The organism is Pseudomonas sp. GW821-FHT07F01 (genome assembly GCF_059418825.1).
On record NZ_JBWKQO010000005.1, the window covers coordinates 93,501 to 112,376 of the forward strand.

Genomic DNA, 18,876 nt, shown 5'->3' on the forward strand with positions numbered 1-18,876 from the left:
CTTGAATGGCCTTCCTTGCACTCGGTATTAACCACAAGACTGCTTCTGTAGACGTCCGCGAGCGCGTGGCCTTTACCCCTGAGCAGTTGGTTGAGGCCTTGCAGCAGCTCTGCCGACTCACCGACAGCCGCGAAGCTGCGATCCTCTCCACCTGCAATCGCAGTGAGCTCTATATAGAACAGGATCATCTTTCTGCGGATGTGGTGCTGCGCTGGCTGGCGGAATATCACCATTTGAGCCTAGACGAGCTGCGCGCCAGTGCCTACGTGCATGAGGACGATGCGGCAGTTCGTCACATGATGCGGGTGGCGTCGGGGCTGGATTCGCTGGTACTGGGCGAGCCGCAGATTCTCGGGCAGATGAAGTCCGCCTACGCCGTGGCCCGCGAGGCCGGCACCGTCGGGCCGCTGCTGGGCCGGCTGTTCCAGGCCACATTCAGCGCCGCCAAGCAGGTGCGCACCGACACCGCCATCGGTGAGAACCCGGTGTCCGTGGCCTTCGCCGCGGTGAGCCTGGCGAAACAGATTTTCAGCGACCTGCAACGCAGTCAGGCCCTGCTGATCGGCGCCGGGGAGACCATCACCCTGGTGGCCCGGCACCTGCACGACCTGGGAGTCAAGCGTATCGTGGTGGCCAACCGTACCCTGGAGCGCGCCAGCCTCCTGGCGGAGCAATTCGGTGCCCACGCCGTGCTGCTCTCGGATATTCCCCAGGAACTGGTGCACAGCGACATCGTCATCAGTTCCACCGCCAGCCAGTTGCCGATCCTCGGCAAGGGCGCAGTGGAAAGTGCCTTGAAGCTGCGCAAGCACAAGCCGATTTTCATGGTGGACATCGCCGTTCCCCGGGATATCGAGCCAGAAGTCGGCGAGTTGGACGACGTTTACCTCTATACCGTCGACGACTTGCACGAAGTGGTGGCAGAAAACCTCAAGAGCCGCCAGGGCGCGGCCCAGGCCGCCGAGGAATTGGTGAACATCGGCGCCGAGGATTTCATGGTGCGCCTGCGGGAACTGGCGGCGGTGGATGTGCTCAAGGCCTATCGTCAGCAGAGCGAACGCCTGCGCGATGAAGAACTGCAGAAAGCCCTGCGCATGCTGGCCAACGGCAGCGGCGCCGAGGACGTGCTGGCCCAGTTGGCCCGCGGCCTGACCAATAAACTGTTGCACGCGCCGAGCGTGCAGTTGAAAAAGCTCTCCGCCGAAGGCCGCCTCGATGCGCTGGCCATGGCCCAAGAACTCTTTGCCCTCGGTGAGGGCTCATCGGATAAAACCCCGTAATGAAAGCGTCACTGCTCAGTAAGCTGGACATTCTCCAGGATCGTTTCGAGGAACTGACCGCCTTGCTCGGCGATGCTGAGGTCATTTCCGATCAGGCCAAGTTCCGCGCCTACTCCAAGGAATACGCGGAAGTCGAGCCGATCGTGGCTACTTATAAACAGGTGCTCAAGGTCCAGGCGGACCTTGAAGGCGCCCAGGCGCTGCTCAAGGACAACGACCCGGACCTGCGGGAAATGGCCGCCGAGGAAGTGCGCGAGGCCAAGGAACAACTGGCCGAACTGGAAAGCAGCCTGCAGCGCATGCTGCTGCCCAAGGACCCCAACGACGGGCGCAACGTGTTCCTGGAAATCCGTGCCGGCACCGGCGGCGACGAGGCGGCGATCTTCTCCGGCGACCTGTTCCGCATGTATTCCCGTTACGCCGAGCGGCGTGGCTGGCGGCTGGAGATCCTCTCGGAAAACGAGGGTGAGCACGGCGGCTACAAGGAAGTCATTGCCCGGGTCGAAGGCGAGAGCGTCTACGGCAAGCTCAAGTTCGAATCCGGCGCGCACCGCGTGCAGCGAGTGCCGGCCACCGAATCCCAGGGCCGCATCCACACTTCGGCCTGCACCGTGGCAGTACTGCCCGAGCCGGATGAACAGGAAGCCATCGAGATCAACCCGGCGGACCTGCGCATCGACACCTATCGCTCCTCCGGCGCCGGTGGCCAGCACGTGAACAAGACCGACTCGGCGATCCGCATCACCCACATCCCTTCGGGGATCGTGGTGGAGTGCCAGGAAGAGCGTTCCCAGCACAAGAACCGGGCGCGGGCCATGTCCTGGCTGTCGGCCAAGCTCAACGACCAGCAGACCAGCGCCGCGGCCAATGCCATTGCCAGCGAGCGCAAGCTGCTGGTGGGCTCGGGGGATCGCTCCGAGCGCATCCGCACTTACAACTTCCCCCAGGGCCGGGTCACCGATCACCGCATCAACCTGACCCTGTATTCCCTGGACGAAATCCTCGCCGGGGGCGTGGAAGCCGTCATCGAGCCGTTGCTGGCTGAATATCAGGCCGATCAACTTGCGGCATTGGGTGAGTAAATGACCATCATCGCCAGCCTGCTGCGCGCAGCCCAACTGCCCGACTCGCCGACCCCGCGCCTGGATGCCGAGCTGCTCCTGGCCGCGGCCCTGGGCAAGCCCCGCAGCTTTCTCCACACCTGGCCGGAGCGCATCGTGCCCAGCGAGGCGGCCCTGGTGTTCACCGACTACCTGCAGCGACGCCGCTCCGGCGAGCCGGTGGCCTATATCCTTGGCCAGCAGGGCTTCTGGAAGCTCGACCTGGAGGTGGCGCCCCACACCCTGATCCCGCGCCCCGACACCGAACTACTGGTGGAAGCGGCGCTGGAACTGTTGCCCGCGATCCCAGCCACGGTCCTTGACCTGGGCACCGGCAGTGGTGCCATCGCCCTGGCCCTGGCCAGCGAGCGCCCGGCCTGGCAGGTCACGGCGGTGGACCGGGTACTGGAAGCCGTGGCCCTGGCCGAACGCAACCGCCAGCGCCTGCAACTGGACAACGTCAGCGTGCTCAGCAGCCACTGGTTCAGCTCCATTGAGTCCCGGCGCTTTGATCTGATCATCAGCAACCCGCCCTACATTGCCGAAGCCGACCCCCATCTGGTGGCCGGCGACGTGCGCTTCGAGCCGGAAAGTGCCCTGGTGGCGGGCAAGGATGGTCTGGATGACCTGCGCCTGATCGTCGCCCAGGCGCCGCAGCACCTGGAGGCCGGTGGCTGGCTGATGCTGGAGCACGGTTACGATCAGGCCGCGGCGGTCCGCGAGTTGCTGGCTGCCCAGGGTTTCATCGAAGTCCACAGCCGGGTCGACCTGGGTGGGCATGAGCGCATCAGCCTGGGGTGCCGGCCGTGCTGACCGACCAGGAGCTGTTGCGCTATAGCCGACAGATTCTGTTGCAGCATGTCGATATCGACGGCCAGCTGCGCCTCAAGGAAAGCCGCGTGCTGATCGTCGGCCTCGGCGGTCTCGGTGCTCCCGCAGCCTTGTACCTGGCGGCGGCGGGGGTTGGTGAGCTGCACCTGGCCGACTTCGACAGCGTGGACCTGACCAACCTGCAACGGCAGATCATCCACGACAGCCACAGCGTCGGGGTCAGCAAGGTGGACTCGGCCATCAGTCGCCTGTCTGCCCTCAACCCGGAGGTCCGCCTGGTGCCCCATCGCCAGGCGCTGGATGTCGATACCCTGGCCGCTGCTGTGGCGGCGGTGGACCTGGTGCTCGATTGCTCCGACAACTTCAGTACCCGCGAGGCGGTGAACGCCGCTTGCGTGGCGGCCGGCAAGCCCCTGGTCAGCGGTGCGGCGATCCGCCTGGAAGGGCAATTGTCGGTCTTCGACCCGCGGCGCCCGGAAAGCCCTTGCTACCACTGTCTATACGGGCATGGCAGCGAAGCCGAACTGACCTGCAGCGAAGCCGGGGTGCTCGGCCCGCTGGTGGGCACCGTGGGCAGCCTGCAGGCCCTGGAAGCCCTGAAACTGCTGGCCGGGTTTGGCGAGCCGCTGGTGGGCCGGTTGTTGTTGATCGATGCCCTGGGCACGCGCTTTCGCGAGTTGCGGGTCAAGCGCGATCCGGGGTGCAGCGTCTGTGGTACCCATCGTGAGTGAAGCGCCGATCGGGGTGTTCGACTCCGGCGTCGGCGGCCTCTCGGTGCTGGCGGAAATACAACAGTTGCTGCCCCACGAGTCGCTGCTGTATTTCGGCGACTGCGGGCATATTCCCTATGGCGAAAAGACCCCGGAGTTCATTCGCCAGCGTTGCAGCCTGATGGCCCGGTTCTTTCGTGAACAGGGCGCCAAGGCCCTGGTCCTGGCCTGCAATACCGCCACCGTGGCCGGAGTTGCCGACTTGCGCCGCGATTATCCGGACTGGCCCATCGTTGGCATGGAGCCTGCGGTCAAGCCGGCGGCGGCCGCGACCCGCAGCGGCGTGGTCGGGGTGCTGGCCACCACCGGCACCTTGCAGAGTGCCAAGTTCGCCGCCTTGCTCGACCGTTTCGCCACTGATGTGAAGGTCGTCACGCAGCCCTGCCCGGGGCTGGTGGAGATGATCGAGAATGGCGACTTGCACAGTGCCGCTCTGCGCCAACTGTTGCACGGCTACCTCGAGCCTCTGCTGGCTGCCGGCTGCGACACCATTATCCTGGGCTGCACCCATTATCCGTTTCTCAAGCCGCTGCTGGCGCAGATGCTGCCCGGGCCCATCAGCCTGATCGATACCGGCGCCGCGGTTGCCCGGCAATTGCAGCGGCTGCTCGACGAAGGCGATCTGCGCGCCCAGGGGCCAGCCCGGGAAACCTGTTTCTGGACCAGTGGCGATGTCCCGCACTTTGCCCGGGTGCTGCCTCTGTTGTGGAAAGAATCTGCTGAAGTCCTGTCTTTGCAGTTGTGAAAAAATCGTGAAAAATCCCTTCGCTGGCGCTGAACTTCTGAATGCGCGCTGGCTTCTATAGCCTATCCACAGGGTTGTACAACACCATATAAAACCGTTCGAAAAGGATGTTCCTGATGAAGCGACTGTTGTGTTTGGCTGCACTTGCGGCCGGGTTGTTGGGGCACAGTTTTTCCGCGCAGGCGGCCGGAGTCGAGTTCTCCGTGGGGCAAACTGGCGATTCGACCCAGGCCTATCGGCTGGGTATGCAATGGGATTGGGACAAGAGCTGGCTGCAAAGTGACGTCGGCCGTCTCACGGGTTACTGGAGCGGCGCCTACACCTATTGGGATGGCGACAAGACCTCCAGCAACCACAGCCTGTCGTTCTCCCCGGTGCTGGTCTACGAATTCGCCGGGGCTAGCGTCAAGCCCTACATCGAGGCCGGCATCGGGGTAGCGGCCTTTGCCCATACCCAGGTCGAGGACAACAAGCTGGGGTCATCCTTCCAGTTCGAAGACCGCATCGGTTTCGGCCTGCGCTTCGCCGGTGGCCATGAAGTCGGCATCCGCGCCACGCACTACTCCAACGCCGGCATCAAGACCCCCAACGACGGTATCGAAAGCTACGCGCTGCATTACACGATGCCGCTCTGAGGCCGCTATCAGCGATACGCCGTGGCAATTCCCCGGCGTTCGCTCAAGCAATCGGCCTCGCCCAGCTCGAACTCGCGACAGATCAGCGGCCGCAGCTCATAGATGCTGCAACGCATGCTGTCGCGGTCCAGCGCCGCGCACCAGCCGTCATCCAGGCGGCGCATGACTTCCCCTCCCCAATCGTCGGTATCGATAAAACGCTCGGGCACCCCGGTGTCGGTGATCAGCATGACCTCCAGCTGGCAGCAACAGGCGGCGCAGGTGGAGCAACTGACGGCGGGTTCGGCGGCGATGGAGGTAACGGGGATGGTGGTCATAGGCGCGCAGTGTAAGGCAGTGAGCCCGGGCTGTGTTAAAGCCCGGACGGATGCTCAGTCTCCGGTGACCAGTGGCGGCTCTTGCGGGGCCGGCCGCGCGAGCACGTGCAGCAGCGGCAATAGCAGCGCCCAGAGCAGCCCCAGGCCGAGCAGGGTGGGGCCGGTGCCGTAGGGAAAAGTCACTCCCGCCAGGCGCCCCCCGGCGTAGTAGGAAAGCGGCCCGCCCAATGCCCCCAGCACACACCCCAGCCACCAGGGCCGGGCGCTCCAGGCCAGGCCATGGCGCAGTGTGGTGGCCAGCAGGGCCCAGAGCAGCATCAGCCACAAGGGCACCAGCAGGCTGACTTGCTGGAACTGAAACACCCCGAGCCAACTGAGGAAGCTGTCCAGGGCGATGCCGATCAGGGCAATGCCGACGATCATCGGGCCTTCGTCGGCCCAGCGGCCGATCCAGTGCAGATGCGCCAGCAGGATCGCCACCCCCAGCAGCAGCCAGAGGCTGTCGCCGCTGAGCACGCAGATGAACCAGCCCAGCTGGAACAGCAGGGCATTGACCAGTTGCCTAGGCATCGAGGCGCCCGAGCAGCGGTTGTGGCGCGGCCGCAGGTTTGGCCAGCAGCAGTTGGGCGGTGCCGATGCTGCGTTCCAGGAAGCCGCCTTCGCAATAGCACAGGTAGAACTCCCAGAGCCGCAGGAAGTATTCGTCGTAGCCCAGTTCGCCGAGGCGGCCATGGGCGCGGCGAAAGTTCTCGTGCCACAGGCGCAGGGTGCGGGCGTAATGCAGGCCGAAGTCCTCCATGTGTAGCAGGTTCATGTCGGTGTCGCGGCTGACCACTTCGAGCATCTTCTGTACGCAGGGCAGGGCGCCACCGGGAAAGATGTAGCGCTGGATGAAATCCACGCCATTTTTCGCCTGCTCATAGCGCTGGTCGCGAATGGTGATGGCCTGTAGCAGCATCAGGCCGTTGCTCTTGAGCAGGTGCGCGCATTGCTTGAAGTAGGTGGGCAGGAAGCGGTGGCCCACGGCTTCGATCATCTCGATCGACACCAGCTTGTCGTACTGGCCGCGCAGGTCGCGGTAATCCTCCAGCAGCAGGGTTACCCGGTCCTGCAGGCCGGCGGCCTCTATCCGCTGCCGGGTATAGGCGAACTGCTCCCTGGACAGGGTCGTGGTGGTCACCCGGCAGCCGTAGTGTTGCGCGGCATACAGGGCCATGCTGCCCCAGCCGGTGCCGATCTCCAGCAGGTGGTCCTCGGGCTTGAGCGCCAGCTTCTGGCAGATGCGTTGCAGCTTGTTCAGCTGGGCCTGCTCCAGGCTGTCTTCGGCGCTGCGAAACTGCGCGGCGGAGTACATCATGGTGGGGTCGAGGAACTGCTCGAACAGCTCGTTGCCCAGGTCGTAGTGGGCCGCGATGTTTTTCTGCGAGCCCTTGCGGGTATTGCGGTTGAGCCAGTGCAGGCCGCGGATCAGCGGCCGGCCCAGTTTCGCCAGGCCGCCTTCCATGGCGTCCAGCACGTCCAGATTGCTGACGAACACGCGGATCACCGCGGTCAGGTCCGGGGTGCTCCAGTAGCCGTGGATGAATGCCTCGCCGGCGCCGATCGAACCGCTGCTGGCCACCAGGCCCCAGGCGCTGGAGTCGTGGATGTGGATTTCCCCCAGCAGGGCGGCACCACTGCTGCCGAACACCAGACGCTCGCCCTCTTCGCAGACCACTAGTTGGCCGTGCCTGAGCTGCGCCAGTTGCCGCAGCACGCCACGGCGCAGCAGGCTGGCGGTGAGGCTGTGGGTGCTGAGCAAGGGGGTTCTGGCCGAGATGCTAGAGGATTTCATGGCGGCGATCCTTGGGTTGTACGGCGGCTGTGCGATAGGCGCCAACGGCGGCCCGATGGGGAAAAAAGCGCATGCCCTTGGCGGCCAGGCGCAGGGCCTGCCAGTAGATCGCCAGGCAGGTCTTGGCGGTCATCCATGGAAAATGTCGCAGGTACTGGTGCAGGCTGCGTCGATCCAGGGGCTGGCGTTGCAGGTTGAGGGTGGCGTCGAACACCTTGAGCTCGCCCTGCCAGTCGGCCATGTGCACGCCCAGCCGCTCGGCCGGCGGGCTGAAGCTCATGCGGTACTCCAGATCCCGGGGCAGGAATGGCGATACGTGGAAGGCCTTGGCCACGGCGAAGTGCTGGTGCTCGGGCGTTGGGGCAGTGCCCGGGCGGGCCGGCAGTACATAGTGATAGCGCTCGCGCCAGGGGGTGTTGGTGACTTCGCAGAGAATCGCCGCCAATTGCCCGTTGGCCTCGAAGCAATAGAAGAAGCTCACCGGATTGAACGCCAGCCCCCAGCTGCGCACCTGGGTCAGCAGGCGTATTGCGCCGCTGGGAGCGTGGCCGATGGCCGCGGCCACCTGCTGGCGTACCGCGTCGATCAGGCGCATGCCCTGGCCGGTGAAGGTCGGCAGGTAGTCGCTTTCACGGAAGGCGAAGGGCGCGAAACGGCTGCGGCCTGCCAGGGGCGAGAGCCCCAGCACCGCTTCCTGCTCGTCCAGGTCCAGGTACAGCAGGCCGATCCGGTAGCGGAAGGCATGGTCCTTGGGGGCGAAGCGCCGGTGGCTGATCCAGCCGTTGTACAGGGCGCTGTTCACAGTTGCTCTCCAAAGGCCTGGGCCACGCGCAAGGCGCTGACCACGCCGTCTTCATGGAAGCCGTTGGCCCAGTAGGCTCCGCAATAGAAGCTGTGGTGCGCGCCCTGCAGTTCGCCCCAGCGCGCTTGTGCGGCCAGCGCGCCGAGACTGTATTGCGGGTGGGCGTAGGTGTAGCGGGCAAGAATCTTCGAAGGGTCGATGGCGGCGCTCTGGTTGAGGCTGACGCAGAAGGTGCTGCTGCTTTGCAGGCCCTGGAGAATGTTCATGTCGTAGGTCACGGCTGCGGCCTTTTCGGCGCTGGCGTCGAGGCGGTAGTTCCAGCTGGCCCAGGCCAGGCGCCGGCGTGGCAGCAGGCGGGTGTCGGTGTGCAGCACCACATCGTTGTCGGCGTAGGGCAGGGCCTGGAGGATTTCCTGTTCAGCGAGGCTCGGGCTGGACAGCAGTTGCAGGGCCTGGTCGCTGTGGCAGGCGAACACCACCTTGTCGAAGCGCTCGCTGCCGGCGTCGCTGTGGATAAGTACGCCCTGCTCATCGCGTTCGACCCGCCGCACCGGGCAGTCGAGATGGATGTGCTGGCGAAAGCTTGCGGTCAGCGGCTCGATGTAACGGCTGGAGCCACCTTCGATCACGCACCATTGCGGGCGGTTGCTCACCGAGAGCAAGCCGTGGTTCTTGAAGAAGCGCACGAAGAATTGCAAAGGGAAACCGAGCATCTGCCCCGGCGACATCGACCAGATCGCTGCGCCCATGGGCACGATGTAGTGGCGGATAAAACGCTCGCCGTAGCCCTGGCTTTGCAGGTACTGGCCCAGGGTGGTGTCGGCGGCGATGCGTTGTTGCAGCAGGTCCTGCTGGGAGGCCCGGTTGAAGCGCAGGATGTCCCGCAGCATGCCCCAGAACCCCGGTGACAGCAGGTTGCGCCGCTGGGCGAAGAGGCTGTTGAGGTTGTTGCCGTTGTACTCCAGCCCGGAGGCTGGGTCGCACACCGAAAAGCTCATCTCGGTTGCTTTGTAGCGCACCCCGAGCTGCTTCAGCAGGCGAATGAAGTTGGGGTAGGTCCAGTCGTTGAAGACGATGAAGCCGGTGTCCACGGCCTGGGTCTCGCCATTGAGGCTGACGTTCACGGTGTGGGTATGGCCGCCGATCCAGCTGCCGGCCTCGTAGACCCGGATGTCATGCCGACGGTTGAGCACATAGGCGCAGGTCAGGCCAGCGATGCCGCTGCCGATGATGGCGATTTTCACGATGTTTCCCCGCTACGGGCCAGGCGCCTGGCAATGCTCAGTTGCAGGCGGCCTGGCAGCCAGGCCAAGAGCTTGAGGCCGAAGATGAACAGACCTGGGAAGGCGATCTCCAGGGGGCGCCTGCCCAGATGCCGGTGGATATGCCGGGCGGCCTGTTCGGCGGTCCAGCGCATGGGCATCGGGAAATCGTTGCGTGCGGTCAGTGGCGTGTCGACAAAACCCGGGCTGACCAGGGTCACGTCGATGCCTTCGGCAGCAAGATCGATACGCAGGGACTGCAGCAGATAGCGCAGCGCCGCCTTGGAGGCGCCATAGGCACCGGCCCGGGGCAGTGGCAAACAGGTCACCGAACTGGCCACGCCCACCAGGTACGGGCGATTGCCTGCGCGCAACAGCGGCAGTGCGGCCTCGATGCAGTAGCTGGCGGCCAGCAGGTTGGTATTCAGCACCCGTTCGATCAGCGCTGCGTCGAACTGCTGTACCTCGATGTATTCGCAGGTCCCGGCATTCAGGATCACCGTGTCCAGGGCGCCCCAGGCCTGGGCGATGCGCTTGCCGATCTCGCGTACCTGCAAGGCATCGGTGAGGTCGCCGGGCACCACCAGCACTCGGCCCGGATAGCGCTTGGCCAGGGCCTCCAGGGGCTCGCGGGAACGGGCGCTGAGCGCCAGCTGGGCCCCGGCCTTGAGCAGTTCTTCGGCCAGGGCTGCACCGATGCCGCTGCTGGCACCGGTGAGCCAGACCCTTCGTGGCATGGCAGGCTTCATCCGAGCCTCCGTTTCAGCCAGGCGATCATCGCCCCGAGTAGCGGCAAGTGTTCATAGAGCAGGGCACCGGCGTCGAAATAGTCGCGGTGGCGGTAGACCCTGGCATCGCGCCATTGCAGGTACGAGCAGCCCGCCACCTGGATCAGGCCGCCGCCGTTGAGGCGCGGGTGGCGGTAGCTCATGGTCCAGCGCAGGTAGCCCTGGCCCTCGGCGCACAGGTCGCTGCCGTGGAATTCAAAGCGCAGCTCACGGACGTTGGCGTAGAGCTCGGCGAAGTAGCCGCGCAACTGGGCCAGCCCCTGGACCTCGTGCAGAGGATCGGTGAACTGGATGTCATCGCTGTAGAGCTGCTCCAGCCGGTCGAGATTGTGCCGGTCGAGGGTGGCGAACTCCCGGGCGAAGTTGTCGAGAAAGTCACTCATGGCTCACTCCTGCATCCATTCGCGCGGGCAGCGCCTTGAACGCCGCCAGGGCCCGCTCCCGGGAGCGTGAAAGATCGACGATCGGCGCCGGGTAGCCAGGCATGCCGAACAGGCCGCCCATGGCCGCCGGGTTGTGGATATCTTTTTTGTTCAGCCCCGCCAGTTGCGGCAGCCAGTGCTTGATGAAGCGCCCCTCACTGTCGAACTTCTGCGACTGGCTGATGGGGTTGAAGATGCGGAAGTAGGGCGCCGAATCGGTGCCGGTGGACGAGCTCCACTGCCAGCCGCCGTTGTTGGCCGCCAGGTCGCCGTCGATCAGGTGGCGCATGAAGAAACGCTCGCCCTCGCGCCAGTCGATCAGCAGGTTCTTGGTCAGGAACATCGCCACCACCATGCGCAGGCGGTTATGCATCCAGCCGGTCTCCAGCAGCTGGCGCATGGCGGCATCGATGATCGGCAGGCCGGTGCGGGCCTCCTGCCAGGCCGCCAGTTCCTCGGGGGCATGGCGCCATTTCACCGCCTCGGTTTCCGGGCGAAAGGCCCGGTGCCGGGACACCCGTGGGTAGCCCACCAGGATGTGTTTGTAGAACTCGCGCCAGAGCAGCTCGTTGATCCAGGTGACGGCCCCGGGGCTGCCGCTTTCAAACTCGCCCTGGTTGCCGCGCAAGGCGGCGTGCAGGCACTGGCGGGGCGAGATCACGCCGGCGGCGAGGTAGGGCGAAAGCTGGCTGGTGCCGGGTTTGGCCGGGAAGTCGCGTTCGCTCTGGTAGTAGTGGATCTGTTCATCGCTGAACTGCTCCAGGCGCCTTTGCGCCTCGTCCTCGCCGGCGGGCCACAGCTCGCGCAGGGCTTGGGTGGGGCTGGGAAAGCCTTCGACCCGCTGCGGGAGCGGATCGGCGTTGATCGACAGCGGCAACTGAGCCCCGGGTGCCTTCACCAGGGCCGGCAGTGCGGTATGCAGGCGGCTGTAGCAGACCTTGCGAAACTGGCTGAAGACCTGGAAGTAGCCGCCGCTCTTGGTCAGTACGCTGCCGGGCTGGAACAGCAATTGGTCGAGATGACCCTGGACGCTGATTCCGGCGTGTTGCAGGGCCCGGGTCACGGCCGCATCGCGGCGGCTTTCGTGGATGCCGTATTCCTGGTTGAAGTGCAGCATCTGCACCTGCAATTGCCGGCACAGCTCCAGCAGGACCTGAGGCGCCTGCTCCCAGGTGGCGGCGCTGCGGATCAGCAGCGGGATATTCAGGCGGCCCAGGGCGGTGCTCAGCGACTGCAGGTTACGCAGCCAGAAATCGATCTTGCAGGGTGCATCGTCATGGGCCAGCCACTGCTCCGGGCTCAGCAGATACACCGCTACGGCCGCGCCCCGCTGGGCGGCGGCGCTCAGGGCGGTGTTGTCATGTAGGCGCAGGTCGCTGCGCAGCCAGATCAATTGCATGTCGGTTCCCGGATCAGAAAAGTCCTCGCTCGAGCAGTAGCTGGCAGGCCGCTATCGGGTCCTGGGCCAGGTACAGATCGGCGATTTCAGTGGTACATACGGACCACTGGGCGGGGTGGATGCACACCGCGGGTCCGACGATGAATTTTTTGCAGGCCACGCCGCTGAGCAGCCTGGGCAACTGGGCGTGGTTGAGTGCCTTGCCGGAATACAGCAGCAGGCCCCGGGCCTGCAGGCGTTCGGTGGCCAGGGCCAGTTCGCCGCCGGGCAGCGGCCAGTCGAAGACCTCCACCGGGCAGTCGGCGTTACTGGCCAGCCAGGCGGTGAGCCACAGGTGCGGCTCCAGTGGCAGGTCCGACTGATTGACCAGCAGCAGCGGGGCGCCCTGCACTTGACGGTTGTTGTGATAGATCCGGGCGCCGAGCTTGCTGCGCAGCCAGGAGTAGAAGAACACCTGTTCCATCTGGCTGCCGAACTGGCCTTGCCAGCGTTGTTGCAGTTCCGCCAGCAGCGGCATCAACAGGTGCTCGCACAGGGTCCGTGGCGGGTACAGCGCCATGGCCTGATTGAAGGTGTCGTCGACCTTGCGCTCGGCCAGCTGGCTGATGGCCCGGGCGAGGGCGGCGCGCAGGTGCAGCCAGTCATTCTCCACCTGGGGGCTGGAGCTGGTGTCGCTGTCCAGCAAGGGCTTGACCTGGCTCACCGCAACCCCTCGATTGAGCCAGGTGAGGATGGTCAGGATCTGCTGCACCTGCTCGCTGGAATACAGCCGGTGGCCCTTGGGCGTGCGCCGGGGCACGATCAGCCCGTAGCGGCGCTCCCAGGCCCGCAAGGTGACTGCGTTGACACCGGTCTGGCGCGCCACCTCGCGGATCGGCAGCCAGCCCTGTTCCTGGCAGTCGGTATCCGGGGCGGTGTCTTCGTCGACCGCTGGGGGGAAGGGTTTCATGGCTCAGATCGCGTTGCGCAGGCTGAGGTCTTCGGGGTGCGGCTGCAGGTACAGTTGCTGGGCAATGTAGGGATCGGGGTTCTGGCGCAAGTGGTGCTTGAGCAGGGTCAGGGGCACCACCAGCGGCACGATGCCCTGGCGGTACTGGCTGATGAGGCGTTGCATTTCCTGCTTGTCCTCGCTGCTGATGGCCCGCTTGAAGTAGCCACTGATGTGCTGCAGCACATTGCTGTGGGTGCCACGGGTGGCGCAGCGGCTCAGCGCTTCCATCAACTGGCTGAAGTAGCGTGGGCCGAGCAGCGTCGCATCGCCCTTGCCCATGCTGCCCAGCAGATTGCCCAGGGCCTTGTACTGTTCGGGGTGATGGGCCATCAGCAGGTATTTGCAGCGTGAGTGGAAGTCGGTGAGGGCGCGGCGGGTCAGGCCTTGCTTGAGCAACGCCTGCCAGTCGCGATAGACGTAGACCCGGGTCAGGAAGTTTTCCCGCAGTACCGGGTCGTTCAGGCGTCCGGCTTCCTCCACGGGCAGGTCCGGGTGCCGGGCGCAGAAGGCCTGGGCGTAGATGCCGCGCCCGCCGCTGCGATGGGGAATGCCGTTGGCCTGGTACACCTTGACTCGCTCCAGGCCGCAAGAAGGGGAGCTCTGCATGAAGATGTAGCCGCAGATATCTCCCAACTGGCCCGCCATGTGTTCGGCGTAGTCGGCCAGGGGCTGGGTGACGTCCAGGCTGCTGTCCCGTGTGCCTGTGGCCCGTGGCTGTTCGGGGGTGCCTACCAGGCGAATCGGCTCCCGGGGCGTGCCCAGGCCGATGGCGACTTCCGGGCACAGGGGGACGAAATCGAAGTAGTCGCACAGCACCCGGCTGCACAAGCGAGATTCCTTGTGCCCGCCGTTGTAGCGGACCTCGACGCCCATCAGGCAGGCGCTGATGGCGATTTTCGGCTTGGCAGACATGGTTCAACCTCCGGGCATACCTGTACAAGAACGATGGCTTGTACAACTTTTATCCATCATAGAATTAAAGTTGTACAAGTCAAATTATTTGTATAGGTATCCGCCGGCGCGGATGCGCCAGGTTATCGCCAGCCCATGTGCCAGTCGCGCTCGTTCTGCAGGGTCTGCCAGCTCAGGCGCTGGCTGCGTCGGGTGAGCACCGCCTGCAATTCGATGTCCTGCACGGTGCCTTGTTCATCGCAGAACAGCTCGGTAACCAGGAAGTGTTTCTCACGGCGTTGCGGGTGGGCTGCTGTCCACTTCGACAGCAGCAGTTTGCGCGGGTTGAGGCGATTCACTGCAGGCTCTCGTGCAAACGGCGTGCGGCTTCCTGGCCACTGAGCCAAGCGCCTTCGACGCGGCCGGACAGGCACCAGTCGCCGCAAACGTACAGGCCCAGATCGGCGTCGGCCAGGGCGCCCCATTCATGGCTGGTGGCCGGGCGGGCGTAGAGCCAGCGGTGGGCCAGGCTGAAGGTGGGGGCGGGCATGACGCTGTGCAGCAGCTCGGCGAAGGCACCGTGCAGTTGTTCGGTCACGGCTTCTTTCGAGAGGTCGATGTGCTGCCGGCTCCAGGCGCTGGTGGCATGCAGGACCCAGGTGTCGAGGTGGCTGTCGCGCCCGGGCTTGCTGCGGTTGCGGGCCAGCCAGTCCAGCGGGCTGTCCTGCACGAAGCAGCCTTCCATGGGGGTTTCCAGAGGGGCATCGAAGGCCAGGGCGACGGCCCAGGTTGGGTCCATTTTCACCCCGGCGGCGACACCCGCAAGCTTCGGCGCGGCGGCCAGCAAGGCAGTGGCCTGTGGTGCCGGCGTGGCGATCACGACGTGGCTGAAAGGGCCGTGGGTGAAACCTTCGGCGTCCTGCAGATGCCAATGCTGTTCGCCGCGGAAGACTTCGGTGATGCGGCAGGCGAAGTGGGCCTCGAGGTCGCCGATCAGCGCGCGGGTGATGGCGCTCATGCGGGGAGTGCCGACCCAGCGGGTCTGTTCATCCGGCGAGGGGCTGAGCTGGCCGCCGTGGGAGTTGTAGAGTTGTGGCGTCCATTCGGCGACCCAGCCCTTGGCTTGCCAGCGCTGGACTTCGGTGACGAAACGACGGTCACGGGCGGTAAAGTACTGGGCCCCCAGGTCCAGGCTGCCGGCATCGCTGCGTTTGCTCGACATGCGCCCGCCGCTGCCGCGGCTTTTGTCGAAAAGGTGGACGGTATGCCCGGCATCTCGTAGCGCCTGGGCGGCGGAGAGTCCGGCGATGCCGGTACCAATGATTGCGATGGGTACTGTCATAGGGGCCTCGTTTACCTTTCTGTACAGATTACGCCGCCGCCAAAACCTGTACAATATTGTTTTTTGGTATAGCTTTCGGCGTCATCGGTTGTTCAGGTTGTCTATCGTTAAAACACAGCCTGTCCGATTGAAAAGATCCCTGCTTATAAAAATAGACTAGTGATTCGGGTAAAACGCCACGCGAGGAAGATGTCATGCATATATTGCTGACCGGCGGTACTGGTTTGATCGGGCGGGCCCTGTGTCGTCACTGGCAGGCCCAGGGTCACCAGTTGAGTGTATGGACTCGCCAACCCGATAAGGTTGCCGCCCTGTGCGGTCCCCAGGTGCGGGCTGTCAAGGCTTTGCAAGAGCTGGACCAGATCCCGGTGGACGCGGTGATCAACCTGGCCGGGGCGCCGATCGCCGATCGGCCCTGGAGCCACAAGCGCAAGGCGCTGCTTTGGCACAGCCGCATCGCCCTGACCGAAACCCTGCTGGCCTGGCTCGAAAGCCGCGAACACAAACCCGGTGTGCTGGTGTCGGGCTCGGCGGTGGGCTGGTACGGCGACGGTGGCGAACGGGAACTGAGCGAGGATTCGCCCCCGGTCAACGAGGACTTTGCCAGCCAGTTGTGCATTGCCTGGGAAGAAACTGCCCAGCGCGCCGAAGCCATGGGCGTGCGTGTGGTGCTGGTGCGCACCGGTTTGGTGCTGTCGCCCGAGGGCGGCTTTTTGTCGCGCCTGCTGCTGCCCTTCAAGCTGGGGCTGGGTGGGCCGATCGGCAACGGCCGGCAATGGATGCCGTGGATTCATATCGACGATCAAATCGCCCTGATTGATTTTCTTGTGCATCAGCCTGGGGCGCAGGGTCCTTATAATGCCTGCGCGCCAAAACCGGTGCGCAACCGCGAGTTCGCCAAGACCTTGGGGCGGGTGCTGCACCGGCCTGCACTGATACCGCTGCCGGCGTTTTTCCTGCGCCTGGCCTTGGGTGAATTGTCGTTGCTGTTGCTGGGAGGCCAGCGTGCCGTTCCCGCGCGGTTGCTGGAAGCGGGTTTCACTTTCCAGTTCACTGATTTGCCTGCGGCCCTGGACGCCTGTGTCCAGCCGCCTCTGAAATAGGACGTTGCATGACCGATCACGCGTTGCTCCTGGTCAACCTGGGTTCGCCGGCTTCCACTTCGGTGGCGGACGTGCGCAGCTACCTCAACCAATTCCTCATGGACCCTTATGTGATCGACCTGCCCTGGCCGGTCCGACGTTTGCTGGTGTCGCTGATCCTGATCAAGCGGCCAGAGCAATCGGCCCACGCCTACGCGTCGATCTGGTGGGAAGAGGGTTCGCCGCTGGTGGTGCTCAGCCGGCGTCTGCAGAAGGTAATGAGCGAGCACTGGAAGCAGGGCCCGGTAGAGTTGGCCATGCGCTACGGCGAGCCTTCGATCGAGTCCGTGCTGCTCAAGCTGGTGGCCCAGGGGCAACGCAAGATCACCCTGGCCCCGCTGTATCCACAGTTTGCCGACAGCACGGTCACCACCGTGGTCGAGGAGGCCAGGCGTGTGGTACGCGAGCATAAGCTGGACGTGCAATTCAGCGTGCTGCAACCCTTCTACGATCAACCCGAGTACATCGAGGCGTTGGTGGCCAGCACCCGGCCGCACCTGCAACAGCCTTTCGATCATCTGCTGCTGAGTTTCCACGGCCTGCCCGAGCGGCACTTGAACAAGCTCAACCCGGGACACTCCCTCGATGGTGCCGGGGACTGCTGCGCAGAGTCATCGCCCCAGGTGCTTGCCAACTGTTATCGCGGCCAGTGTTTCCGTACCGCCAGGGCCTTCGCCCAGCAGATGGGCCTGGCCGACGGGCAATGGTCGGTTTCCTTCCAGTCACGGTTGGGGCGAGCGAAATGGATCGAGCCCTACACCGAGGCACGCCTTGATGAACTGGGTAAACAAGGGGTGAAGAAGCTGCTGGTGATGTGCCCGGCATTTGTCGCCGACTGCATCGAAACCCTGGAGGAGATCGGTGATCGCGGTCGCGAGCAGTTTCGCGAGGCGGGAGGGGAGGACCTGGTGTTGATCCCTTGCCTGAATGACGACCCACAATGGGCCAAGGCCTTGAACGCCTTGTGCGAGCGAGCGCCGCTGGCGTTGTAAATAGCTTCGCCGGCAAGCCGGCTCCTGCGGGGGAGACAGCTTGCCGGCGAAGGGTTCTCTAGATCAACGGCTCATCGGCCTTCTTGTTTTTCCAGCCGTCGTTCCCCGGCAGCACCAGGTTCAGCACGATGGCGACAACGGCGCACAGGGCGATGCCCTTGAGGCCGAAATCATCCGGACCGGTACCGGTTCCCACCAGCACGCCGCCAATGCCGAACACCAGGGTCACCGAGACGATCACCAGGTTGCGGGCTTCGCCCAGGTCGATCTTGTGGCGGATCAGGGTGTTCATCCCCACCGCGGCGATCGAGCCGAACAGCAGGCAGAGAATCCCGCCCATCACTGGCACCGGGATGCTTTGCAGCAGCGCGCCGAACTTGCCGATAAAGGCCAGGGTGATGGCGAAGACCGCCGCCCAGGTCATGATTTTCGGGTTGTAGTTCTTGGTCAGCATCACCGCGCCAGTGACTTCGGCGTAGGTGGTGTTGGGCGGCCCGCCGAACAGGCCGGCAGCGGTGGTGGCGATGCCGTCACCGAACAGGGTGCGGTGCAGGCCGGGCTTCTTCAGGTAGTCGCGGCCGGTGACGCTGCCGACCGCAATCACGCCACCGATGTGCTCGATGGCCGGTGCCAGGGCGACCGGGACGATGAACAGGATCGCCTGCCAGTTGAACTCCGGTGCGGTGAAGTGCGGCAGCGCCAGCCAGGGGGCGGCGGCGATCTTCGCGGTGTCCACCACGCCGAAGTAGAACGACAGGGCAAACCCCACCAGCACGCCGGAAATGATCGGCACCAGGCGAAAGATGCCTTTGCCGAACACCGCGACGATCAGGGTGGTGAGCAGCGCGGGCATCGAGATCATCATCGCCGTCTGGTAATGAATCAGCTCGCTGCCGTCACCGGCCTTGCCCATGGCCATGTTGGCGGCGATGGGGGCCATGGCCAGGCCGATGGAAATGATCACCGGGCCAATGACCACCGGCGGCAACAGGCGGTCGATGAAACCGGTGCCCTTGATCTTCACGGCCAGGCCGAGAAAGGTGTAGACGAAGCCCGCCGCCATTACCCCGCCCATGGTCGCGGCGAGGCCGAACTGCCCCTTGGCGAGAATGATCGGGGTGATGAAGGCAAAGCTCGACGCCAGGAAGACCGGCACCTGGCGCCCGGTCACCACCTGGAACAACAGAGTCCCGAGACCCGCCGTGAACAGCGCCACGTTCGGGTCGAGACCGGTGATCAGCGGCATCAACACCAGGGCACCGAAGGCCACGAAGAGCATCTGGGCGCCAGACAGTACCTGGCGCCAGAGCGGATCGTTGAACTCGTCCTGCAT

Annotated in this window: 21 protein-coding genes; 8 read left to right on the forward strand and 13 right to left on the reverse strand. The window is 64.7% G+C overall.

Annotated elements, in window-relative coordinates; genetic code table 11:
* Positions 1 to 5: 5 nt before the first annotated feature.
* The 6 genes from hemA (at position 6) to AC07R1_RS18710 (ending at position 5,361) form a co-directional block, all read left to right on the forward strand.
* On the forward strand, positions 6 to 1,280 hold the full coding sequence (gene hemA, locus AC07R1_RS18685; protein WP_011063407.1) for a glutamyl-tRNA reductase: 1,275 nt from the start codon (positions 6 to 8) through the stop codon (positions 1,278 to 1,280).
* Positions 1,280 to 2,362 (forward strand): peptide chain release factor 1, encoded by a 1,083-nt coding sequence (prfA, locus tag AC07R1_RS18690; RefSeq protein WP_011063406.1) that lies wholly within the window; start codon positions 1,280 to 1,282, stop codon positions 2,360 to 2,362. The genes hemA and prfA overlap by 1 nt, the downstream gene beginning before the upstream one ends.
* Positions 2,363 to 3,193 carry a peptide chain release factor N(5)-glutamine methyltransferase gene (gene prmC, locus AC07R1_RS18695; RefSeq protein WP_495110831.1) on the forward strand — a complete coding sequence of 277 codons (831 nt, stop codon included), beginning with the start codon at positions 2,363 to 2,365 and terminating at the stop codon, positions 3,191 to 3,193.
* A complete protein-coding gene (locus AC07R1_RS18700) occupies positions 3,187 to 3,942 on the forward strand; it encodes a molybdopterin-synthase adenylyltransferase MoeB (RefSeq protein WP_015636974.1) in 756 nt (251 codons plus the stop codon). Before prmC ends, AC07R1_RS18700 begins: the two co-directional genes overlap by 7 nt.
* Entirely contained in the window at positions 3,935 to 4,726 is a 792-nt protein-coding gene (gene murI, locus AC07R1_RS18705) for a glutamate racemase (RefSeq protein WP_065365193.1), read from the forward strand. The genes AC07R1_RS18700 and murI overlap by 8 nt, the downstream gene beginning before the upstream one ends.
* Before the next feature lie 116 nt (positions 4,727 to 4,842).
* Complete coding sequence (locus tag AC07R1_RS18710) at positions 4,843 to 5,361, forward strand: acyloxyacyl hydrolase (protein WP_015636972.1); 519 nt, start codon at positions 4,843 to 4,845, stop codon at positions 5,359 to 5,361.
* An 8-nt stretch (positions 5,362 to 5,369) separates the two neighbouring features.
* On the opposite strand, the gene AC07R1_RS18715 is transcribed toward AC07R1_RS18710, so the two are convergent.
* The 12 genes from AC07R1_RS18715 to AC07R1_RS18770 all read right to left on the reverse strand — a co-directional run bounded on the left by AC07R1_RS18715 (position 5,370) and on the right by AC07R1_RS18770 (position 15,409).
* Positions 5,370 to 5,678, reverse strand: a complete 309-nt coding sequence (locus AC07R1_RS18715; RefSeq protein WP_011063401.1) for a YkgJ family cysteine cluster protein — start codon at positions 5,676 to 5,678, stop codon at positions 5,370 to 5,372.
* A gap of 54 nt (positions 5,679 to 5,732) precedes the next feature.
* The gene (locus tag AC07R1_RS18720; RefSeq protein ID WP_072442504.1) at positions 5,733 to 6,248 is read right to left on the reverse strand and encodes a DUF2878 domain-containing protein; all 516 of its coding nucleotides are present in this window, start codon (positions 6,246 to 6,248) and stop codon (positions 5,733 to 5,735) included.
* Positions 6,241 to 7,512: an SAM-dependent methyltransferase gene (locus tag AC07R1_RS18725; protein WP_019095041.1), complete on the reverse strand. Its 1,272-nt coding sequence runs from the start codon at positions 7,510 to 7,512 to the stop codon at positions 6,241 to 6,243. The genes AC07R1_RS18720 and AC07R1_RS18725 overlap by 8 nt, the downstream gene beginning before the upstream one ends.
* Entirely contained in the window at positions 7,499 to 8,314 is an 816-nt protein-coding gene (locus AC07R1_RS18730) for a DUF1365 domain-containing protein (protein ID WP_125062179.1), read from the reverse strand. The genes AC07R1_RS18725 and AC07R1_RS18730 overlap by 14 nt, the downstream gene beginning before the upstream one ends.
* Positions 8,311 to 9,558, reverse strand: a complete 1,248-nt coding sequence (locus AC07R1_RS18735) for an NAD(P)/FAD-dependent oxidoreductase (protein WP_019095043.1) — start codon at positions 9,556 to 9,558, stop codon at positions 8,311 to 8,313. Before AC07R1_RS18735 ends, AC07R1_RS18730 begins: the two co-directional genes overlap by 4 nt.
* Complete coding sequence (locus AC07R1_RS18740; RefSeq protein ID WP_077934755.1) at positions 9,555 to 10,325, reverse strand: SDR family NAD(P)-dependent oxidoreductase; 771 nt, start codon at positions 10,323 to 10,325, stop codon at positions 9,555 to 9,557. The genes AC07R1_RS18735 and AC07R1_RS18740 overlap by 4 nt, the downstream gene beginning before the upstream one ends.
* Positions 10,322 to 10,747: a nuclear transport factor 2 family protein gene (locus AC07R1_RS18745; protein ID WP_123431402.1), complete on the reverse strand. Its 426-nt coding sequence runs from the start codon at positions 10,745 to 10,747 to the stop codon at positions 10,322 to 10,324. The genes AC07R1_RS18740 and AC07R1_RS18745 overlap by 4 nt, the downstream gene beginning before the upstream one ends.
* Entirely contained in the window at positions 10,740 to 12,185 is a 1,446-nt protein-coding gene (gene phrB / locus AC07R1_RS18750; RefSeq protein ID WP_495110832.1) for a deoxyribodipyrimidine photo-lyase, read from the reverse strand. The genes AC07R1_RS18745 and phrB overlap by 8 nt, the downstream gene beginning before the upstream one ends.
* Positions 12,186 to 12,198: 13 nt before the next feature.
* Positions 12,199 to 13,134 (reverse strand): MerR family transcriptional regulator, encoded by a 936-nt coding sequence (locus AC07R1_RS18755; RefSeq protein ID WP_495110833.1) that lies wholly within the window; start codon positions 13,132 to 13,134, stop codon positions 12,199 to 12,201.
* A gap of 3 nt (positions 13,135 to 13,137) precedes the next feature.
* The gene (locus AC07R1_RS18760; RefSeq protein ID WP_404673717.1) at positions 13,138 to 14,088 is read right to left on the reverse strand and encodes a YbgA family protein; all 951 of its coding nucleotides are present in this window, start codon (positions 14,086 to 14,088) and stop codon (positions 13,138 to 13,140) included.
* Between the two features lie 122 nt (positions 14,089 to 14,210).
* Complete coding sequence (locus tag AC07R1_RS18765) at positions 14,211 to 14,426, reverse strand: TIGR02450 family Trp-rich protein (RefSeq protein ID WP_495110834.1); 216 nt, start codon at positions 14,424 to 14,426, stop codon at positions 14,211 to 14,213.
* Positions 14,423 to 15,409: an NAD(P)/FAD-dependent oxidoreductase gene (locus AC07R1_RS18770; protein WP_495110835.1), complete on the reverse strand. Its 987-nt coding sequence runs from the start codon at positions 15,407 to 15,409 to the stop codon at positions 14,423 to 14,425. The genes AC07R1_RS18765 and AC07R1_RS18770 overlap by 4 nt, the downstream gene beginning before the upstream one ends.
* 194 nt (positions 15,410 to 15,603) lie before the next feature.
* Here AC07R1_RS18770 and AC07R1_RS18775 point away from each other — a divergent pair, with 194 nt between their 5' ends.
* Positions 15,604 to 16,512, forward strand: coding sequence for a TIGR01777 family oxidoreductase (locus AC07R1_RS18775; RefSeq protein ID WP_015636960.1), 909 nt, complete (start codon positions 15,604 to 15,606; stop codon positions 16,510 to 16,512).
* Between the two features lie 8 nt (positions 16,513 to 16,520).
* Positions 16,521 to 17,543, forward strand: coding sequence for a ferrochelatase (gene hemH / locus AC07R1_RS18780; RefSeq protein ID WP_495110836.1), 1,023 nt, complete (start codon positions 16,521 to 16,523; stop codon positions 17,541 to 17,543).
* Between the two features lie 58 nt (positions 17,544 to 17,601).
* Here hemH and AC07R1_RS18785 read toward each other — a convergent pair whose 3' ends face one another.
* Positions 17,602 to 18,876: a uracil-xanthine permease family protein gene (locus AC07R1_RS18785; protein ID WP_011063387.1), complete on the reverse strand. Its 1,275-nt coding sequence runs from the start codon at positions 18,874 to 18,876 to the stop codon at positions 17,602 to 17,604.

Excerpts from the sequence above, each read along its gene's own strand:
- prmC (WP_495110831.1), top strand. The coding sequence starts at position 2,363 with ATGACCATCATCGCCAGCCTGCTGCGCGCAGCCCAACTGCCCGACTCG.
- AC07R1_RS18725 (WP_019095041.1), bottom strand. The coding sequence starts at position 7,512 with ATGAAATCCTCTAGCATCTCGGCCAGAACCCCCTTGCTCAGCACCCAC.
- AC07R1_RS18775 (WP_015636960.1), top strand. The coding sequence starts at position 15,604 with ATGCATATATTGCTGACCGGCGGTACTGGTTTGATCGGGCGGGCCCTG.
- AC07R1_RS18745 (WP_123431402.1), bottom strand. The coding sequence starts at position 10,747 with ATGAGTGACTTTCTCGACAACTTCGCCCGGGAGTTCGCCACCCTCGAC.
- AC07R1_RS18785 (WP_011063387.1), bottom strand. The coding sequence starts at position 18,876 with ATGCAGGACGAGTTCAACGATCCGCTCTGGCGCCAGGTACTGTCTGGC.
- AC07R1_RS18770 (WP_495110835.1), bottom strand. The coding sequence starts at position 15,409 with ATGACAGTACCCATCGCAATCATTGGTACCGGCATCGCCGGACTCTCC.
- AC07R1_RS18755 (WP_495110833.1), bottom strand. The coding sequence starts at position 13,134 with ATGAAACCCTTCCCCCCAGCGGTCGACGAAGACACCGCCCCGGATACC.
- AC07R1_RS18760 (WP_404673717.1), bottom strand. The coding sequence starts at position 14,088 with ATGTCTGCCAAGCCGAAAATCGCCATCAGCGCCTGCCTGATGGGCGTC.
- hemA (WP_011063407.1), top strand. The coding sequence starts at position 6 with ATGGCCTTCCTTGCACTCGGTATTAACCACAAGACTGCTTCTGTAGAC.
- AC07R1_RS18740 (WP_077934755.1), bottom strand. The coding sequence starts at position 10,325 with ATGAAGCCTGCCATGCCACGAAGGGTCTGGCTCACCGGTGCCAGCAGC.
- AC07R1_RS18720 (WP_072442504.1), bottom strand. The coding sequence starts at position 6,248 with ATGCCTAGGCAACTGGTCAATGCCCTGCTGTTCCAGCTGGGCTGGTTC.
- prfA (WP_011063406.1), top strand. The coding sequence starts at position 1,280 with ATGAAAGCGTCACTGCTCAGTAAGCTGGACATTCTCCAGGATCGTTTC.
- hemH (WP_495110836.1), top strand. The coding sequence starts at position 16,521 with ATGACCGATCACGCGTTGCTCCTGGTCAACCTGGGTTCGCCGGCTTCC.
- AC07R1_RS18715 (WP_011063401.1), bottom strand. The coding sequence starts at position 5,678 with ATGACCACCATCCCCGTTACCTCCATCGCCGCCGAACCCGCCGTCAGT.
- phrB (WP_495110832.1), bottom strand. The coding sequence starts at position 12,185 with ATGCAATTGATCTGGCTGCGCAGCGACCTGCGCCTACATGACAACACC.
- AC07R1_RS18710 (WP_015636972.1), top strand. The coding sequence starts at position 4,843 with ATGAAGCGACTGTTGTGTTTGGCTGCACTTGCGGCCGGGTTGTTGGGG.